This is a genomic window from Brevundimonas sp., from assembly GCF_024711105.1.
Lineage (GTDB): Bacteria > Pseudomonadota > Alphaproteobacteria > Caulobacterales > Caulobacteraceae > Brevundimonas.
Genome location: NZ_JANJTL010000145.1, coordinates 1 through 13,133, shown reverse-complemented (window position 1 = coordinate 13,133; position 13,133 = coordinate 1). Strand labels below are relative to the sequence as shown.

Sequence of the window (13,133 nt, the reverse complement as noted above, 5' to 3'; positions counted from 1 at the left end):
GAAGGCGTGCCGCAGCACGTGCGGGCTGACGCGGGCGGGGTCGAGTCCGGCCTTGAACGCCGCGTCCCTCAGGAGCTGGTCGAACCGGCGGGGGGTCAGCCGGCCGGTCGCGCCGCGCGACGGGAAGAGCCAGGGCGACTCCATAGGCTCGCGCAAGGGCAGCCAGGCCTTGATCGCCTCGCGGGCGGGGCCGTTGAGAGGCGCCAGCCGCTCCTTGCCGCCTTTGCCGCGCACGACGAGATAGGCCGGGTCGCGCGCCACGGCCTCCAGCTTCAGCCCAAGCAGTTCGGACACCCGCAGGCCCGACGCGTAGGTCAGCTCCATCAGGCAGACGAGACGGACGCCAGAGGCCCGCTCCTCGGCGCCCGCCGCCTGGAGCAGCGCCTCCATCTCTTCGCGCGTTAGCACGCGCGGCAGCGGCCGGCCTCGGCGCGGCGCTTCCAGCCGGCGCGAGGGATCGTCGGCCCGCCAGCCCTCCTCCAGCGCGAAACGGTAGAACTGGCGGACCGCCGAGCGCCGCCGAGAGGCGGTCGCGGCGGACAGGCCGCGCCGGGACAGGTCGGCGTACCAGGCCTCGACCGCCGCTTCATCCGCGCCCATGAGGCCGCCGGCGATGAGCCCTTCCGCGTCGGCGAGGTCGCGGGCGTAGGCCGAAAGCGTGTGGGGCGAGGCGTCGCGTTCGACCGCCATCATCTCCAAGAAGGCCTCGACCTGCGGCGTGCTCATGGCCGGGCGAGCGCCAGCAGGCCCTCCATGGCGATGGCGCGGGCGTCCTCCTCCAGGCCCGCCTGGCGCAGGGCCGAGACGATCGCGGCGCGGTCGGCGAGGGTGATCCCGTCGGGCTGCTGACGCACGATCGACAGGGCGAGCAAGGCCGTCTCGCCGGCGTGCCCGTCCTGTCCGGCCAGGGCGAGCGCGGTCAGGCGCGCCGGCGTCGTTCGAGGGCGGGGAACATCGAAAGTCGCGAACTGGGCCCGGGCCTCCGGCGTCATCCGCGCCCCGAGCGCTGACAGGATAAGCGCCGCGCCTTGCGCCGGGGCCGACCCGGCCGCACCGCGCTCCACCAGTCGGTCCAGGGTCGAGCCGCCCTGCCGGGCGTCGGAGGCCGCGACGATGGCCTCCATCAGGGCGAAACGGGTCGCATCCCAGCCGCCTTCGGTCCGAACAGCGCGTGAAAACAAGGCCCGTGCCGCCTCGGGCTCGCCGGCCACCGCCGCCGCCTGGGCCAGGAGCGCCGGATCGGCTCCGGCCGGCACCTCCCTGGCAAGGGCTACCAACTCAGGCGCCGCAAGCCGCGACAGCGCGACGAAGGCTTCAGCCGACTCCGCTTCGCCCAGAAGGGCCACAAGGGCCCGCCGACGCAGGTCGGCGTCCCGTGTCTCGTGCGCGACCCGGTAGAGGTTCGCCTCGCCGACAACCCCCTCGGGGACCTCGGGCAGCGGCGTCGGCGCCGGATCAGCCAGGGCGTCCGGAGACAGGGCTTCCGCCGGCGCGGACGGTCCGGGGGGCAGGGCCCGCGCCAGGTAGGCGGCGCGCACCGTCCCAACGTCGACCAGGCCGAGCCGCAGGGCCCGGCTTACCGCCGCCAGGTCCTCGCCATCGGCTCCCCGCGCCGCGATCACCGGCCGGCGGGACGCGGCTGGCGCGGGCAAATCGAGCTCCAGGCGCCGGGACAGGGCCCAGCCAAGGCCGTCGGAGGCGTCCGCCGGACCTTCACCCTCCCCGAGAAGCGCCTGGCTCAACAGGCGGGCGAACCCGTCCGCCTCGTCGCCGCTCTCCCGCCAGAGGCCGAAACTCACCTGGGCGGCGCGCTCATTGCCGGAGACGAGTTCGCAATAGGCCCGTAGCCTTAGCCAGAACAGATCGGCTCGATCCTGGACGGTGTCCCCGAGCGCACAGGCGCGCGCGTCGTCGCCCAACCAAAGCGCGGACTCGGCGGCCGTGCGGGCGATGGCCGGCTGGACCTCCAGTCTCGGGGTCCGGCGGCCAATCTCGGCGGCCGCTTCCAGATCGCCCAGACCGATCAGCGTCAGGCTTCTCAGCGCCGCTAGTGTGGGCGGGGCGCCCTCCGGCGATCGGCCCGCCGTAGCGAGAATGCGGCGCGCCAATGCCGCCTCGGCGACGCTCAGCCGCTGGTCCGCCAGCGGCCCGAGCACGGTTTCGGCCAGTTCGGCGGACGTCCCCCGCCACAGGTCAGAGTCCAGCCCGGTCTCGCGTCCCGCCGCCGACCACAGATCCAGGCCCTGAATGGCGCCGCCGGTCACCTCGCCCGGCGGCGGCGTCTGGGCCAGGGCCGCCGGGGCTCCAAGCGTCGCCGCGCTGGCGAGCACCGCCAAGGCTCGTGTAAACCCGGACATCCGCATGAACGACACTCCCGACATTCGCCGCCGCACCATAGCCCTAGTCGGCCTCATGGGAGTGGGCAAATCCTCGGTCGGCCGACGCCTCGCCGCCACGCTGGGCATGCCTTTCTGCGACGCCGACGCCGAGATCGAGGCGGCTGCGGGCCGGTCCGTGAGCGACATCTTCGCGGATCTCGGCGAGGCGGAGTTCCGCGCCGGCGAACACCGTGTCATCCGCCGCATCCTGGAGGGCCCGCCCTGCGTGCTCGCGACCGGCGGCGGAGCCTTCGTCCACGACGGCACGCGCGCGCTGCTGAAGGACAAGGCCGTGACCGTCTGGCTGAAGGCGGAACTCGAGGTTCTGGTCGATCGGGCGACCCGCCGTGACACCCGACCTCTGCTGCGAGGCAAGGATCCGATGCAGGTGCTCTCGGCGCTCGCGGAGGCGCGCTATCCCTTCTACGGCCAGGCCGACATAACGGTCCACACTGGCCAAGGCGCCCACCGCGACGCCGTGCGCGGCGTCATCTCGGCGCTGAACGCCTTCTATGCGAAAGGCGCGGCATGAAGACGATCCGTGTGACCGGCTCCGGCGTCGTCCCGTATGAGGTACGGGTCGGGCGGGGCCTTCTGGCCGGCGCAGTCGGGCATATCGCGCCCCTGCTGACCCATCGACGGATCACCATCGTCACAGACGAGACGGTCGCGGCCCTTCACGGACAGGCGCTGGCCCAGTCCCTGCGCGACCAGGGCCTGTCCGCCGCCGTCCTCGCCGTGCCGCCGGGCGAATCGTCCAAATCCTTCGCCGGCCTGGAGGACCTGATGGGCCGCCTGCTGGACCAGCGGCTGGACCGGAAGGACCTGATCCTCGCGCTCGGCGGCGGGGTCATCGGCGACCTGACCGGCCTGGCTGCGGCGCTCTACATGCGCGGCATCGGCTTCATCCAGGCGCCGACGACGCTCCTGGCGCAGGTCGACTCGTCGGTGGGCGGCAAGACAGCGATCGACGCGCCCCAGGGCAAGAACCTTATCGGCGCGTTCCACCATCCGAGGCTCGTGCTGGCGGACCTCGCGGTCCTCGACACCCTGCCGGACCGGCAGATGAAGTCGGGCATGGCCGAGATTCTGAAGGCCGGGATGCTGGGCGATCCGACCTTCTTCGGCTGGCTGGAGACGAAGGCTCCCGCCGTGCTGGCTCGCGAGCCGCAGGCCCTGGAGCGGGCGGTCGCCCGCGCCATCGAGATCAAGGCCGCCATCGTCGCCGAGGACCCGACCGAGCAGGGCCGCCGCGCCCTCTTGAACCTCGGCCACACCTTCGCCCACGCCTTCGAGGCCGAGGCCGGCTACGACGAGGGCGCCCTGATGCACGGCGAGGCCGTCGCGCTCGGCTGCGCCCTGGCCTTCCGCCTGTCCGCACGGCTCGGCCTGTGCGGTCCAGAGGACTTGGCGCGGGTGGAGCGCGCCGTGGCCGCCTCAGGCCTCCCGACCGAGGTCGCCCAGGTCGGCGACTTCGATCCGGACCGTCTGCTGGCCCGCATGGCAGGGGACAAGAAGGCCGAGGGCGGCCAGCTCAACTTCGTCCTGGCCCGCGGGATCGGCCAGGCCGAGGTCGTCCGCGGCGTCGATCCGGTCGAGGTGCGCAGGGTGCTGGCGTGAGGCTCGGTGCGCCGATCCTTGAGAACCGCTGGGTCCGGCTCGAGCCCCTGTCGGACGCCATCCGCGAGGAGGTCCGCGCCGCCATCAGCGTCGACGAGGCCGCTTGGTCCATCATGGTCTCCAACGGCTACGGCGCCGCCTTCGACGGCTGGTTCGACGGCCGGGCCGGACACATGGCCAGGGGCGGCGGCCCCGCCTACGCCGTGCGCGACCAGGCGTCCAGCCGCATCGTCGGCACGTCCAGCCTGCACGACCTCGTGCCCGAGCACCGCCGTGTGGAGCTGGGCTCCACCGTCTTCCATCCCGACGCGCGCGGCACGGCGATCAATCCGGCGTCCAAGCGCCTGTTGCTGCAGCACGCCTTCGACAGCGGGATTATCCGCGTCGAGATCATCACCGACGCCGTCAACGCCCGCAGCCAGGCGGCCATCGCCAAGCTGGGCGCGCGGCGCGAGGCGGTGCTGCGCCGGCACAAGATCACCTGGACCGGCCGGGTGCGCGACACGGTGATGTTCGCCATCACCGACGAGGACTGGCCCGAGGTGCGCGACCGCCTCGACGACCGGCTGGCGGCCTTCGCCTAGCCGATCGCCCGGCAGGTGGTCTCCTCGCGGCCGGCGGCGCGCCAGGTCGCGTCGGCCCCGGACCCACGGAGTTCGTAGCGATCCGCCCGATACCAGATGCCATCCGCCGCGCGTTCCTGGCGCAGGTCGATAGCTGTTCCGTCGAGCATCCGCACCGTCGCCATCTCTCGCGGATTGTCGAACACCACCGAGAGCCGCTCGCCGTTCAGGCAGGCGTATTCGGCGCGGACGATGCGGTTCGTCATCTGCTCCTGGATCTCGGCGCCGGTGCGGGTGTGGGCGACGCGGGCGTCCACCGCGCGCTCGCGCGCCTCGGCGCCCGTCTGAGGCATGTCATCGGGCGGTCCCCGGTCGCAGGCCGCCAGGGACAGGCCGGTCGCCAATGCGAAGGTGAGCCAGGGACGCATCGCCCCTGAACGCCGCGCCTAGGCGCTCGTTCCTTTGGCGCGCCGCGCGCGGAAGAAGCCCTTGAGCAGGCGCGACGCCTCTTCGGCCAGCACGCCGCCCTCGAAGGCGGGCCGCCAGTGGCAGGTCGGATGGTCGAACACCCGCGCCCCATGGACCACGCCGCCGCCTTTTGGGTCGTCTGCCCCCCAGACGACCCGTCCGAGGCGCGCATGGCTGATGGCCCCGGCGCACATGGCGCAGGGCTCCAGCGTCACGAACAGGGTCAGGCCGGTGAGCCGATAGTTGCCCATGGCCTCGGCGGCCATACGCATGGCGCGGATCTCGGCGTGCGCTGTCGGATCATGCAGCCCGATCGGCGCATTGGCGCCCTCGCCCAGCACCTGACCAGTCGCCGGATCGACGACCACGGCGCCCACTGGGACCTCACCCCGTTCACCGGCCGCCCCGGCGAGTTCCAGCGCGATGCGCATAAAGGCTTCGTCGTCCATGGCCCCGCTTGAACGCGCAATGGACGCCCCCGACAAGTCCGGATCGATTACAGCTTCGCGACAGCCCCTGCGTCCTGTAAGTCGCCCGCCATGCCGAAACCGCCCACCAAACCGCCCCACAAGGGGGCTCCGCGCCCCGGAAAGCCGGGCAAGGACGCCGCCCCCGCCAAGGCCGAGGCCCCCGGCCGCAAGGAGCGCATCGCCAAGCGCCTGGCCCGCGCGGGGGTCGCCTCGCGCCGCGAGGTCGAGCGGCTGATCGGCCTGGGCAGGATCGCGGTGAACGGCCGGGTGCTCGACACCCCCGCGGTGCTGGTCGGCAAGGATGACGTGGTGACCCTGGACGGCCGCCCGGTCGAGCGTCCTGAGGCGACGCGAGTCTGGCGCTTCCACAAGCCTGTCGGGCTGATGACCACCCACAAGGACCCGCAGGGCCGTCCGACCGTGTTCGAGGCCCTTCCCGAGGGCATGCCCCGCGTCATCTCGGTCGGCCGGCTGGACATCAACTCCGAAGGCCTGCTGCTACTGACCAACGACGGCGAGCTGTCGCGCGCCCTGGAGTTGCCGACGACCGGCTGGGTGCGCCGCTATCGCGCCCGCGCGCGGGGCAAGGTCACCCAGGAGCAGCTGGACCGTCTGAAGGACGGCATGACCATCGACGGCGTGCGCTATGGCTCCATCGAGGCGACGCTGGACAAGGCCAAGGAAACGTCCGGCGGCAAGGCGCCGGCCAACCTCTGGATCACCGTGTCCCTGACCGAGGGCAAGAACCGCGAGGTCCGGAAGGTGCTGGAGCACCTCGGCGTCACCGTGAACCGGCTGATCCGGCTGTCGTACGGCCCGTTCCAGCTGGGGACCCTGGCCGAGGGCGAGGTGGCCGAGGTCGGGCCCCGCGTCATTCGCGAGCAGCTGTCCAGTTTGATCCATCCGGAAAGCCTGCCGCAGGGCGACGAGGTCGAGCCCTTGCCGACGGGGGTGCGCAAGGCCTCTCCGCTGGCCGATCCGAAGACCAAACCCAGCCGGGTCCGCGCCGCCCAGGCCAAGCGCGAGGCCATGGCCGCCGAGGCCGGCGAGCGCGCCGCCGCCCGCGAGGCGCGCCAGGAACGCTACGCCTCGAGCGACCGCCCCCGCCGTGACTTCCAGCGGCGCGACGGCGGCCCGGATCGGCCGCGCGGCGACCTGCCTCGCGGACCCTACAAACCTCGCGAAGGCGCAGGCGAGGACCGTCCCCGCCGTCCCTTCAAGCCGCGCGAGGGCGGCGCAGACGACCGTCCCCGCTCCGACCGGCCGCGTGGACCCTACAAGCCCCGCGAAGGCGCCGAGGGCGACCGTCCGCGCCGCCCGTTCAAGCCCCGGGAGGGCGCCGGTGAGGACCGTTCCCGCTCCGACCGGCCGCGCGGTCCCTACAAGCCTCGCGAAGGCGGTGACGGTGACCGTCCCAAGCGCCCCTTCAAGCCCCGCGAGGGCTCTGGCGGCGATCGGCCCCGCTCCGGGGCTCGCCCTGGCGGCAAGCCGGGCGGCCGCCCCGGAGGTCCGCGCTCCGGCGGCCCGCGACGCGGCGGCTCTCGCCCGGGTGGCCCACGCGGCCCCAAGCGCGGCGGCTGATCCATGCGCATCGTCTCGGGTCGTCTGAAAGGCCGGGCGCTGGCCGCGCCTGAGGGCCAGGGAACGCGGCCGACCTCGGATCGCGCGCGGCAGGCCATCTTCAACATCCTGGAGCACGCCGCCTGGGCCGAACCGCTGGACGGCGCCCGGGTCATCGACCTCTATGCGGGCACCGGCGCCCTGGGGTTCGAGGCGATCAGCCGGGGCGCGGCCTTCTGCCTGTTCGTGGAGACCGACGACGCCGCGCGCGGCGCCATCCGGGAGAACGCCGAGAATTTCGGCCTGTTCGGCTGCACCCGCGTGCATCGCAGGAGCGCCACCGACCTGGGCGTGCGCCCGGGCTCGGCAGGTGAGGCCTTCGACCTCGCCTTCCTCGATCCGCCCTACCGCCAGGGGCTGGGCGAGCAGACGCTGGCCCGGCTGGCCGAGGGAAACTGGCTCAAGCCCGGCGCCGTCGTCGTCTTCGAGCGCGGCGCCGACGAGCCGGACATCGAGAGGCCTGGCTACGAGCGGCTGGACGCGCGCGACTGGGGCGCCGCGCGCGTCCTCTTCCTCAGGGCGTCACCAGCCGCGGGCTGAGACGCGGTTGTCGAGCTGGCTGCGCATGCGCGCCAGCCCGTCACGGTTCACGCGATAGGGGCCACCGTCGCGCGAGGCGATCAGCCCCTTGCGCTTCAGCTTGCGCCAGACCGACAGGGTGCAGTCCGATAGCAAGAGGCCGTCGCGGGTGAAGCAGTCGGCCCTCAGCACGCGGCCGTCCGCATCGCGCACGAGCAGGATGCCGCCGCCCTGGGCCAGGCAATGGAGCGTGCGCTGTTCCGCACGGGAGATGTTCATGGATGGATTGTCCGAAAGGCGTGAGCAGACACGCCGACGCAATGCGCGCCGACGGGCGGTTCAGAGGCTCTTCACGACACGCGTGCGGCCTCAGGCCCTTCGCGCAATCTCGGACATAGGCATCCCTGTCGGACGATCCGACGCGCCCATTCTAGCTTCGCTATGGCCTACGCGCCATACCGCCCTTGCCTACCGTCTCCCGGGGGGCCAAGTGGCCCGCATGACCCTCTTCGGATTCACCCTCGGCCCCTGGGGCGCGCTTGCGCTCGCCGGCCTGCTTGAAGTCGCCTGGGCCTCGGGCTTCAAGTTCATCGGCCCGCAGCGGCCGTTCATTTCGGCCGTCGTCGTCGCGGCGATGATCGCCAGCTTCTATTTCCTTTGGGTCGCGACGCAGCGTCTGCCCATCGGCACCGCCTATGCGGTCTGGACCGGCATCGGCGCGGTGGGCGCCGCCACGGTCGGCGTCCTGGCCTATGGCGAGCCGGCCACGGCCGTCCGGATGGTCTGCATCGTGCTGATCGTGGCCGGCATCGTGGGTCTGAAGCTGTTCAGCGGAGCCCCCGCGTGAAGGGCCGGGTCCTCATCATCGCCGGCTCCGATTCCGGCGGCGGGGCCGGGATCCAGGCCGACATCAAGGCGGTCACCGCCCTGAACGCCTACGCCATGACCGCGATCACGGCCCTGACCATCCAGGACACCACCGGCGTCCACGGCGTCTTCCCCGCGCCCGTCGAGATCATCGAGGCCCAGGCCCGCGTCGTGCTGGCCGACATCGGCGCGGATGCCATCAGGACCGGCATGCTCGGAACCGTCGAGGTGGTGGCGGCCGTCGCCCGCCTGCTGAACGAGGCCGATGCGCCCGCCGTGGTCGATCCGGTCATGGTGGCCAAGGGCGGACACGCCCTTCTGCCGGACGAGGCAGTGTCGGCCGTGCGCAGCCTGATGCTGCCCCGCGCCGCCCTGGTCACGCCCAACGCGCCGGAGGCCGAGGCCCTGACGGGGGTCGAGGTTCGAGACCTCGACGGCCAACGTCGCGCGGCCGAACGCCTGCTCGACCTCGGCGCCCGCGCGGCCCTGGTGAAGGGCGGCCACGTGCCGGGCGACACGGTCGTCGACCTGCTCCTGACCCCGTCGGGCGAAACCCTGCTCGAAGGCCCGCGCATCGAGACCCGCTCGACCCACGGCACCGGCTGCACCCTGGCGAGCGCCTGCGCCGCAGGCATCGCCCAGGGCCTGCCCGTCGAACAGGCCGTCGCGCGCGCCTGGGCCTATGTCGCCGAAGCGATCCGCACCGCGCCAGGCTATGGCCGGGGCCACGGCCCGCTCAACCACGCCTGGCCGCTGGACGGCCGCGCCTAGCGCACGCCGTCGGGATCGTCCGGCACGGGCGCATAGCGAATCGGCCGGCCATCGTTGGGGTCGCCATCCAGATCGGCCTCGGCGGGCCGGTCCGACAGACGGCTCTCCTCCATGTCCTCGTCGCGGCTGTAGCCGGGCTCGTCAGGGCGGGGACGATCATTCATTCGCTCTCTCCTCTGATTGCCTGAGGAAAACCCCAGCGACCCGCGAAAGGTCCCTCGCGCGGCCGCCGAACCTCACGCTAGACAGGCGCATGGCCGACCCTCCCCTCGCTGACGACCTCGCTGAGATCCTGCGCGCCAGCCCAGGCGTCATGCAGGTGCTGACCACCGTGCGGGCCTTGCGCCTGCCCGATTGGCGGCTGTTCTCCGGCGCCGTCTATCAGACGGTCTGGAATGCGGTGAGCGGACGCGAGCCCGGCTACGGCCTCAAGGACTACGACATCGGCTTCTTCGACCCCGACACCTCCTGGGACGCCGAGGACGTCTTCATCCGCCGCGTCGCCGACGCCTTCGACGAGCCGCTGAAGAGCCAGGTCGAGGTCCGCAACCAGGCCCGCGTCCACCTCTGGTTCGAGCAGCGCTTCGGCGAGCCCTATTCCCCCCTCTCCCGCACCGACGAGGCGCTGGAGCGCTTCGTCTGCCCGGCCTTCGCCGTCGGCGTGCGGCTGGAGGCCGACGACCGCATCACCGTCGCCGCGCCCTTCGGTCTGGACGACGTCTTCGGCATGGTGCTGAGGCCCAATCCCAACCGGCCGCTCGCCAACGGGTGGGACCGCGTCGTGCAGTCCGCCCTGGCCCGCTGGCCGGAGGCGAAGGTGATCGAGGGCCGATGATGGCTGACGACGACGCCAACCATGCCCGGCTCCTGGCAGCCGCTCCCGGAGGCTCAGCCGTCATCGAATGGTTCGGGTTCGCCCCACGGTTCCACGACGCGAACTTGGCCGAGCTGAAACTGATGAATGGGTCCGCGGAGCTCCGGCTTCGTGCCTTTCGCATGACCGATCAGCTAGACGAGCGTGGATATTTCGTCTGCGATCGCCACGCCCTGGTGACCCTGCGGCTTGAGCGCGTCAGCGGAATCGTTCTGGAAGGCGACGCGGACTCCATCATCGCTGACTTGGTGATCAGCGAGGTTGACGAGCCACAAGCTCTCTCAACCTGCGCCGGACCGGTGCCCGGCGACCTGCAAATCACCATGCGCACAAGCGTCGGCTTGGCTGGCGAAATCTACGGACGCGACCTCAGCTTGGAGCTTGAGCCACAGTGACCATGCGACAATGGACCGTCGACGCCTTCGCGCCGCGCCCGTTCCTCGGCAATCCAGCCTGCGTGGTCGAGCCGTTCGAGGCTTGGCCGGACGACAGCTGGATGCAGGCCCTGGCGCGTGAGAACAACCAGGCGGAGACGGCTTTCCTGCTGGAGACCGGCGATCCGGCCCGCTTTGGCTTGCGCTGGTTCACGCCGGGGATGGAGGTGCCGCTGTGCGGCCACGCCACCCTCGCCTCGGCGCACGTCATGTTCACCGAGCTGGGCCTGGACGCCGAAGCCGTCACCTTCGACAGCCGGTCAGGCCCCCTGATCATGCGCCGTTCCGGCGACGGCTACGCCATGGACTTCCCGGCCGATCCGCCCAAGCGGACCACCGTCCCCGACGGACTGGCCGAGGCCCTGGGCGTGGAGCCCCTCGAGGTCTGGGCCGGCGCCTATCTCATCGCCGTGCTGGACAGCGCCGCGACCGTCCGCGGCCTCGAGCCCGACATCGCCGCCCTGCACCGCATCGCGGGCGAGGCCACCGGCGGCCGGGGCAATATCGTCGTTTCCGCCGACAGCGACGATCCGGCCTTTGATGTCGTCGATCGCTTCTTCGCGCCGGGCTCGGGCGTGGCCGAGGATCCGGCCACGGGCTCGGCCCACTGCATCCTCGCGCCGCTCTACGCCGACCGGCTCGGCCGGCCCGAGGTCCGCTTCCTCCAGGCCTTCCCCACGCGCGGCGGGGTCATCACCACCGAACTGCGCGGCGACCGCGTCATCCTGAACGGACAGGCCTTCACCACCGTCGAGAGCATCCTGCGCGTCTGAGACAAGGAAAACGGCGCGGCCCGTTCGGACCGCGCCGCTCTTCACGCCCTTGGGAAGGCGTCTTCGTTACCAGCGCCGATGATCGCGGTCGCGACGCTCGTAACGGATTTGCCGTGACAGGCGATCGAAGCGCTGGTTCAGGTCGCGGCGCTCCCACTCGTTCAGACCGCCGCGGCTGTAGCGCTGCTCCAGCTGGACCAGGGCCCGGAACTGCATCCGCAGGCTGTAGGCCTCGCGCCGGCTGATCTGGCCGGAGCGGACGCCTTGGTCGATCCGCCGATCAAGGCGCTGGATTCGGTGTTCGATCCGATCCCAGCCGCGATCCCAGCGGTCGTGGCGATCGTAACGGTCGCCGCGGTCATAGCGGCCACCGTAGTCCTGCCCATAGCCGAAGCTGACGCTGATCGTCTGGGCGGCGGCGGGAACGGCGGCGGAGAGGGCGGTCACCGCGGCCAGGGGGAGGATGGCTTTCTTGAACATCTCGGTTCCTTTCGTCTCCGCCGCGGGGAGGTGCGGCGTTGACGTCAAGGAACCACCCGGCGGCTGAGCCGCACCTGAACGGCAGGGTTCAGGTTCGGTTCACCTCGATGAATTCGCCGCAAGGCTTGCAAAGGCGCGCGCGCAAGCGTTGCCTTGCGCCATGAGTCCGCCCCTTCCCACGCGTCCCTTCTTCTCCTCCGGCCCCACCGCCAAGCCGCCCGGCTGGCGGCTCGCGGAGCTGTCCGACGCCATCACGGGCCGCAACATTCGCAGCCCCGAAGTGTTGGCCCGCTTCCGCGAGGCGCGGGACCTGACCCGTCGCGTGCTCCGAATCCCGGAAGACTACGCCCTGGTCTTCACCCCGGCCTCGGACACCGGCGCGGTCGAGGCCGCGCTGTGGAACCTGCTCGGCGCCCGGCCCGTGCAGGTGCTCGCCTACGAGAACTTCGGCAAGACCTGGGCCGCCGACGTCCGCGACCATCTCAAGCTCGACCCCGAGGTGCTCAAGGTCGACTACGGGAAGTTGCCTGACCTGTCCCGCGTTCGGCCCGACCGCGACCTCGTCTTCGCCTGGAACGGCACGACCTCGGGTGTACGCGTGCCGGACGCCGGCTTCATCTCGGCCGATCGCGAGGGGCTGACCATCTGCGACGCGACCTCGGCCGCCTTCGCCATGCCACTGCAGTGGGACCGGTTGGATGCGACCACCTTCTCTTTCCAGAAGGCGCTGGGCGGCGACGCAGGCATCGGGGTGCTGGTCCTGTCGCCGCGCGCCATCGAGCGGCTCGACACTCACGCTCCGGCGTGGCCCGTCCCCAAGGTCCTGCGCCTCTGCGACGCCCGGGGCTTCGACCGCCAGCTGGCCGAGGCCGTGCCGATCAACACCTATTCCATCCTGACGCTAGAGGATTGGATGGCGTGCCTGGCCTGGGCGGAAGGCGTCGGCGGCCTGCCCGCCCTGATCGCCCGCACCCAGGCCAACTTCCGCGTGCTGGCCGACTGGGTCGAGGCCACGCCCTGGATCGACTTCCTCGCCCGCGACCCGGCCACGCGCTCCGAGACTTCGGTCTGCCTGCGCTTCACTGAGATCCGCGGTCAGGCCGACGGCTTCGCCCGGGACGTCGCCGCCTGGCTCAAGGAACAGGGCGCGGCGCTGGACGTGGAGTCCCATCGCGCCGCCCCGCCGGGCCTGCGCATCTGGTGCGGCGCGACAGTGGAACAGGCCGATGTTCAGGCGCTGATGCCCTGGATCGAGTATGCTTTCCAGGCCGGGATCGAGGCGCTGGCGCAAGCCGC

The 13,133-nt window shown here is 71.8% G+C and carries 18 protein-coding genes; 11 read left to right on the top strand and 7 right to left on the bottom strand.

Annotated elements, in window-relative coordinates; all coding sequences use genetic code 11:
* A partial coding sequence (locus tag Q0M60_RS11260) for a tyrosine-type recombinase/integrase (protein ID WP_296819373.1) occupies positions 1-726 on the bottom strand: 726 nt, incomplete at its 3' end.
* The gene (locus Q0M60_RS11255) at positions 723-2,363 is read right to left on the bottom strand and encodes a hypothetical protein (protein WP_296819371.1); all 1,641 of its coding nucleotides are present in this window, start codon (positions 2,361-2,363) and stop codon (positions 723-725) included. The genes Q0M60_RS11260 and Q0M60_RS11255, both read right to left, overlap by 4 nt.
* Here Q0M60_RS11255 and Q0M60_RS11250 point away from each other — a divergent pair.
* From Q0M60_RS11250 to Q0M60_RS11240, 3 genes are read left to right on the top strand one after another with little or no spacing between them, the layout of a single operon-like run.
* Positions 2,362-2,910 carry a shikimate kinase gene (locus Q0M60_RS11250; RefSeq protein ID WP_296819369.1) on the top strand — a complete coding sequence of 183 codons (549 nt, stop codon included), beginning with the start codon at positions 2,362-2,364 and terminating at the stop codon, positions 2,908-2,910. The genes Q0M60_RS11255 and Q0M60_RS11250 overlap by 2 nt on opposite strands.
* On the top strand, positions 2,907-3,998 hold the full coding sequence (gene aroB / locus Q0M60_RS11245; RefSeq protein WP_296819367.1) for a 3-dehydroquinate synthase: 1,092 nt from the start codon (positions 2,907-2,909) through the stop codon (positions 3,996-3,998). Before Q0M60_RS11250 ends, aroB begins: the two co-directional genes overlap by 4 nt.
* Positions 3,995-4,582: a GNAT family protein gene (locus Q0M60_RS11240; protein ID WP_296819365.1), complete on the top strand. Its 588-nt coding sequence runs from the start codon at positions 3,995-3,997 to the stop codon at positions 4,580-4,582. Before aroB ends, Q0M60_RS11240 begins: the two co-directional genes overlap by 4 nt.
* Here Q0M60_RS11240 and Q0M60_RS11235 read toward each other — a convergent pair.
* Together Q0M60_RS11235 and tadA are read right to left on the bottom strand one after the other, a co-directional pair.
* On the bottom strand, positions 4,579-4,989 hold the full coding sequence (locus tag Q0M60_RS11235; RefSeq protein WP_296819363.1) for an MliC family protein: 411 nt from the start codon (positions 4,987-4,989) through the stop codon (positions 4,579-4,581). The genes Q0M60_RS11240 and Q0M60_RS11235 overlap by 4 nt on opposite strands.
* An 18-nt stretch (positions 4,990-5,007) precedes the next feature.
* Complete coding sequence (gene tadA / locus Q0M60_RS11230; protein WP_296819378.1) at positions 5,008-5,460, bottom strand: tRNA adenosine(34) deaminase TadA; 453 nt, start codon at positions 5,458-5,460, stop codon at positions 5,008-5,010.
* A gap of 108 nt (positions 5,461-5,568) precedes the next feature.
* Between tadA and Q0M60_RS11225 the strand changes: the two genes are divergently transcribed.
* Positions 5,569-7,080, top strand: coding sequence for a pseudouridine synthase (locus Q0M60_RS11225; protein WP_296819361.1), 1,512 nt, complete (start codon positions 5,569-5,571; stop codon positions 7,078-7,080).
* A gap of 3 nt (positions 7,081-7,083) precedes the next feature.
* On the top strand, positions 7,084-7,659 hold the full coding sequence (rsmD, locus tag Q0M60_RS11220) for a 16S rRNA (guanine(966)-N(2))-methyltransferase RsmD (RefSeq protein WP_296819359.1): 576 nt from the start codon (positions 7,084-7,086) through the stop codon (positions 7,657-7,659).
* On the opposite strand, the gene Q0M60_RS11215 is transcribed toward rsmD, so the two are convergent.
* The gene (locus Q0M60_RS11215; protein ID WP_296819358.1) at positions 7,642-7,917 is read right to left on the bottom strand and encodes a YjhX family toxin; all 276 of its coding nucleotides are present in this window, start codon (positions 7,915-7,917) and stop codon (positions 7,642-7,644) included. The genes rsmD and Q0M60_RS11215 overlap by 18 nt on opposite strands.
* A gap of 220 nt (positions 7,918-8,137) precedes the next feature.
* Between Q0M60_RS11215 and Q0M60_RS11210 the strand changes: the two genes are divergently transcribed.
* Both Q0M60_RS11210 and thiD read left to right on the top strand, forming a co-directional pair.
* Positions 8,138-8,485, top strand: a complete 348-nt coding sequence (locus Q0M60_RS11210) for a multidrug efflux SMR transporter (protein ID WP_296819356.1) — start codon at positions 8,138-8,140, stop codon at positions 8,483-8,485.
* Positions 8,482-9,276 carry a bifunctional hydroxymethylpyrimidine kinase/phosphomethylpyrimidine kinase gene (thiD, locus tag Q0M60_RS11205; protein ID WP_296819354.1) on the top strand — a complete coding sequence of 265 codons (795 nt, stop codon included), beginning with the start codon at positions 8,482-8,484 and terminating at the stop codon, positions 9,274-9,276. The genes Q0M60_RS11210 and thiD overlap by 4 nt, the downstream gene beginning before the upstream one ends.
* Here the strand turns inward: thiD and Q0M60_RS11200 are convergent.
* Entirely contained in the window at positions 9,273-9,440 is a 168-nt protein-coding gene (locus tag Q0M60_RS11200; protein ID WP_296819352.1) for a hypothetical protein, read from the bottom strand. The two genes, thiD and Q0M60_RS11200, sit on opposite strands and share 4 nt — an antisense overlap.
* Positions 9,441-9,529: 89 nt before the next feature.
* Between Q0M60_RS11200 and Q0M60_RS11195 the strand changes: the two genes are divergently transcribed.
* Genes Q0M60_RS11195 through Q0M60_RS11185 form a run of 3 tightly spaced genes read left to right on the top strand, consistent with a single transcriptional unit; the run spans position 9,530 to position 11,357 of the window.
* Positions 9,530-10,111 (top strand): nucleotidyltransferase family protein, encoded by a 582-nt coding sequence (locus tag Q0M60_RS11195; RefSeq protein WP_296819349.1) that lies wholly within the window; start codon positions 9,530-9,532, stop codon positions 10,109-10,111.
* On the top strand, positions 10,111-10,545 hold the full coding sequence (locus Q0M60_RS11190) for a hypothetical protein (RefSeq protein ID WP_296819346.1): 435 nt from the start codon (positions 10,111-10,113) through the stop codon (positions 10,543-10,545). The genes Q0M60_RS11195 and Q0M60_RS11190 overlap by 1 nt, the downstream gene beginning before the upstream one ends.
* 2 nt (positions 10,546-10,547) lie before the next feature.
* Entirely contained in the window at positions 10,548-11,357 is an 810-nt protein-coding gene (locus tag Q0M60_RS11185; RefSeq protein ID WP_296819376.1) for a PhzF family phenazine biosynthesis protein, read from the top strand.
* A gap of 66 nt (positions 11,358-11,423) precedes the next feature.
* On the opposite strand, the gene Q0M60_RS11180 is transcribed toward Q0M60_RS11185, so the two are convergent.
* Complete coding sequence (locus Q0M60_RS11180; RefSeq protein WP_296819344.1) at positions 11,424-11,837, bottom strand: hypothetical protein; 414 nt, start codon at positions 11,835-11,837, stop codon at positions 11,424-11,426.
* A 160-nt stretch (positions 11,838-11,997) separates the two neighbouring features.
* On the opposite strand from Q0M60_RS11180, the gene Q0M60_RS11175 reads away from it, so the two are divergent.
* Positions 11,998-13,133, top strand: a 1,136-nt coding sequence (locus Q0M60_RS11175; RefSeq protein WP_296819342.1) for a phosphoserine transaminase, incomplete at its 3' end; no start/stop codon positions are given.

Bases quoted from the DNA above. Each gene is read 5' to 3' on its own strand.
- Q0M60_RS11250 (WP_296819369.1), top strand. From the start codon at position 2,362: ATGAACGACACTCCCGACATTCGCCGCCGCACCATAGCCCTAGTCGGC.
- Q0M60_RS11255 (WP_296819371.1), bottom strand. From the start codon at position 2,363: ATGCGGATGTCCGGGTTTACACGAGCCTTGGCGGTGCTCGCCAGCGCG.
- aroB (WP_296819367.1), top strand. From the start codon at position 2,907: ATGAAGACGATCCGTGTGACCGGCTCCGGCGTCGTCCCGTATGAGGTA.
- Q0M60_RS11235 (WP_296819363.1), bottom strand. From the start codon at position 4,989: ATGCGTCCCTGGCTCACCTTCGCATTGGCGACCGGCCTGTCCCTGGCG.
- tadA (WP_296819378.1), bottom strand. From the start codon at position 5,460: ATGCGCATCGCGCTGGAACTCGCCGGGGCGGCCGGTGAACGGGGTGAG.
- Q0M60_RS11225 (WP_296819361.1), top strand. From the start codon at position 5,569: ATGCCGAAACCGCCCACCAAACCGCCCCACAAGGGGGCTCCGCGCCCC.
- rsmD (WP_296819359.1), top strand. From the start codon at position 7,084: ATGCGCATCGTCTCGGGTCGTCTGAAAGGCCGGGCGCTGGCCGCGCCT.
- Q0M60_RS11215 (WP_296819358.1), bottom strand. From the start codon at position 7,917: ATGAACATCTCCCGTGCGGAACAGCGCACGCTCCATTGCCTGGCCCAG.
- Q0M60_RS11210 (WP_296819356.1), top strand. From the start codon at position 8,138: ATGACCCTCTTCGGATTCACCCTCGGCCCCTGGGGCGCGCTTGCGCTC.
- Q0M60_RS11200 (WP_296819352.1), bottom strand. From the start codon at position 9,440: ATGAATGATCGTCCCCGCCCTGACGAGCCCGGCTACAGCCGCGACGAG.
- Q0M60_RS11195 (WP_296819349.1), top strand. From the start codon at position 9,530: ATGGCCGACCCTCCCCTCGCTGACGACCTCGCTGAGATCCTGCGCGCC.
- Q0M60_RS11190 (WP_296819346.1), top strand. From the start codon at position 10,111: ATGGCTGACGACGACGCCAACCATGCCCGGCTCCTGGCAGCCGCTCCC.
- Q0M60_RS11185 (WP_296819376.1), top strand. From the start codon at position 10,548: ATGCGACAATGGACCGTCGACGCCTTCGCGCCGCGCCCGTTCCTCGGC.
- Q0M60_RS11180 (WP_296819344.1), bottom strand. From the start codon at position 11,837: ATGTTCAAGAAAGCCATCCTCCCCCTGGCCGCGGTGACCGCCCTCTCC.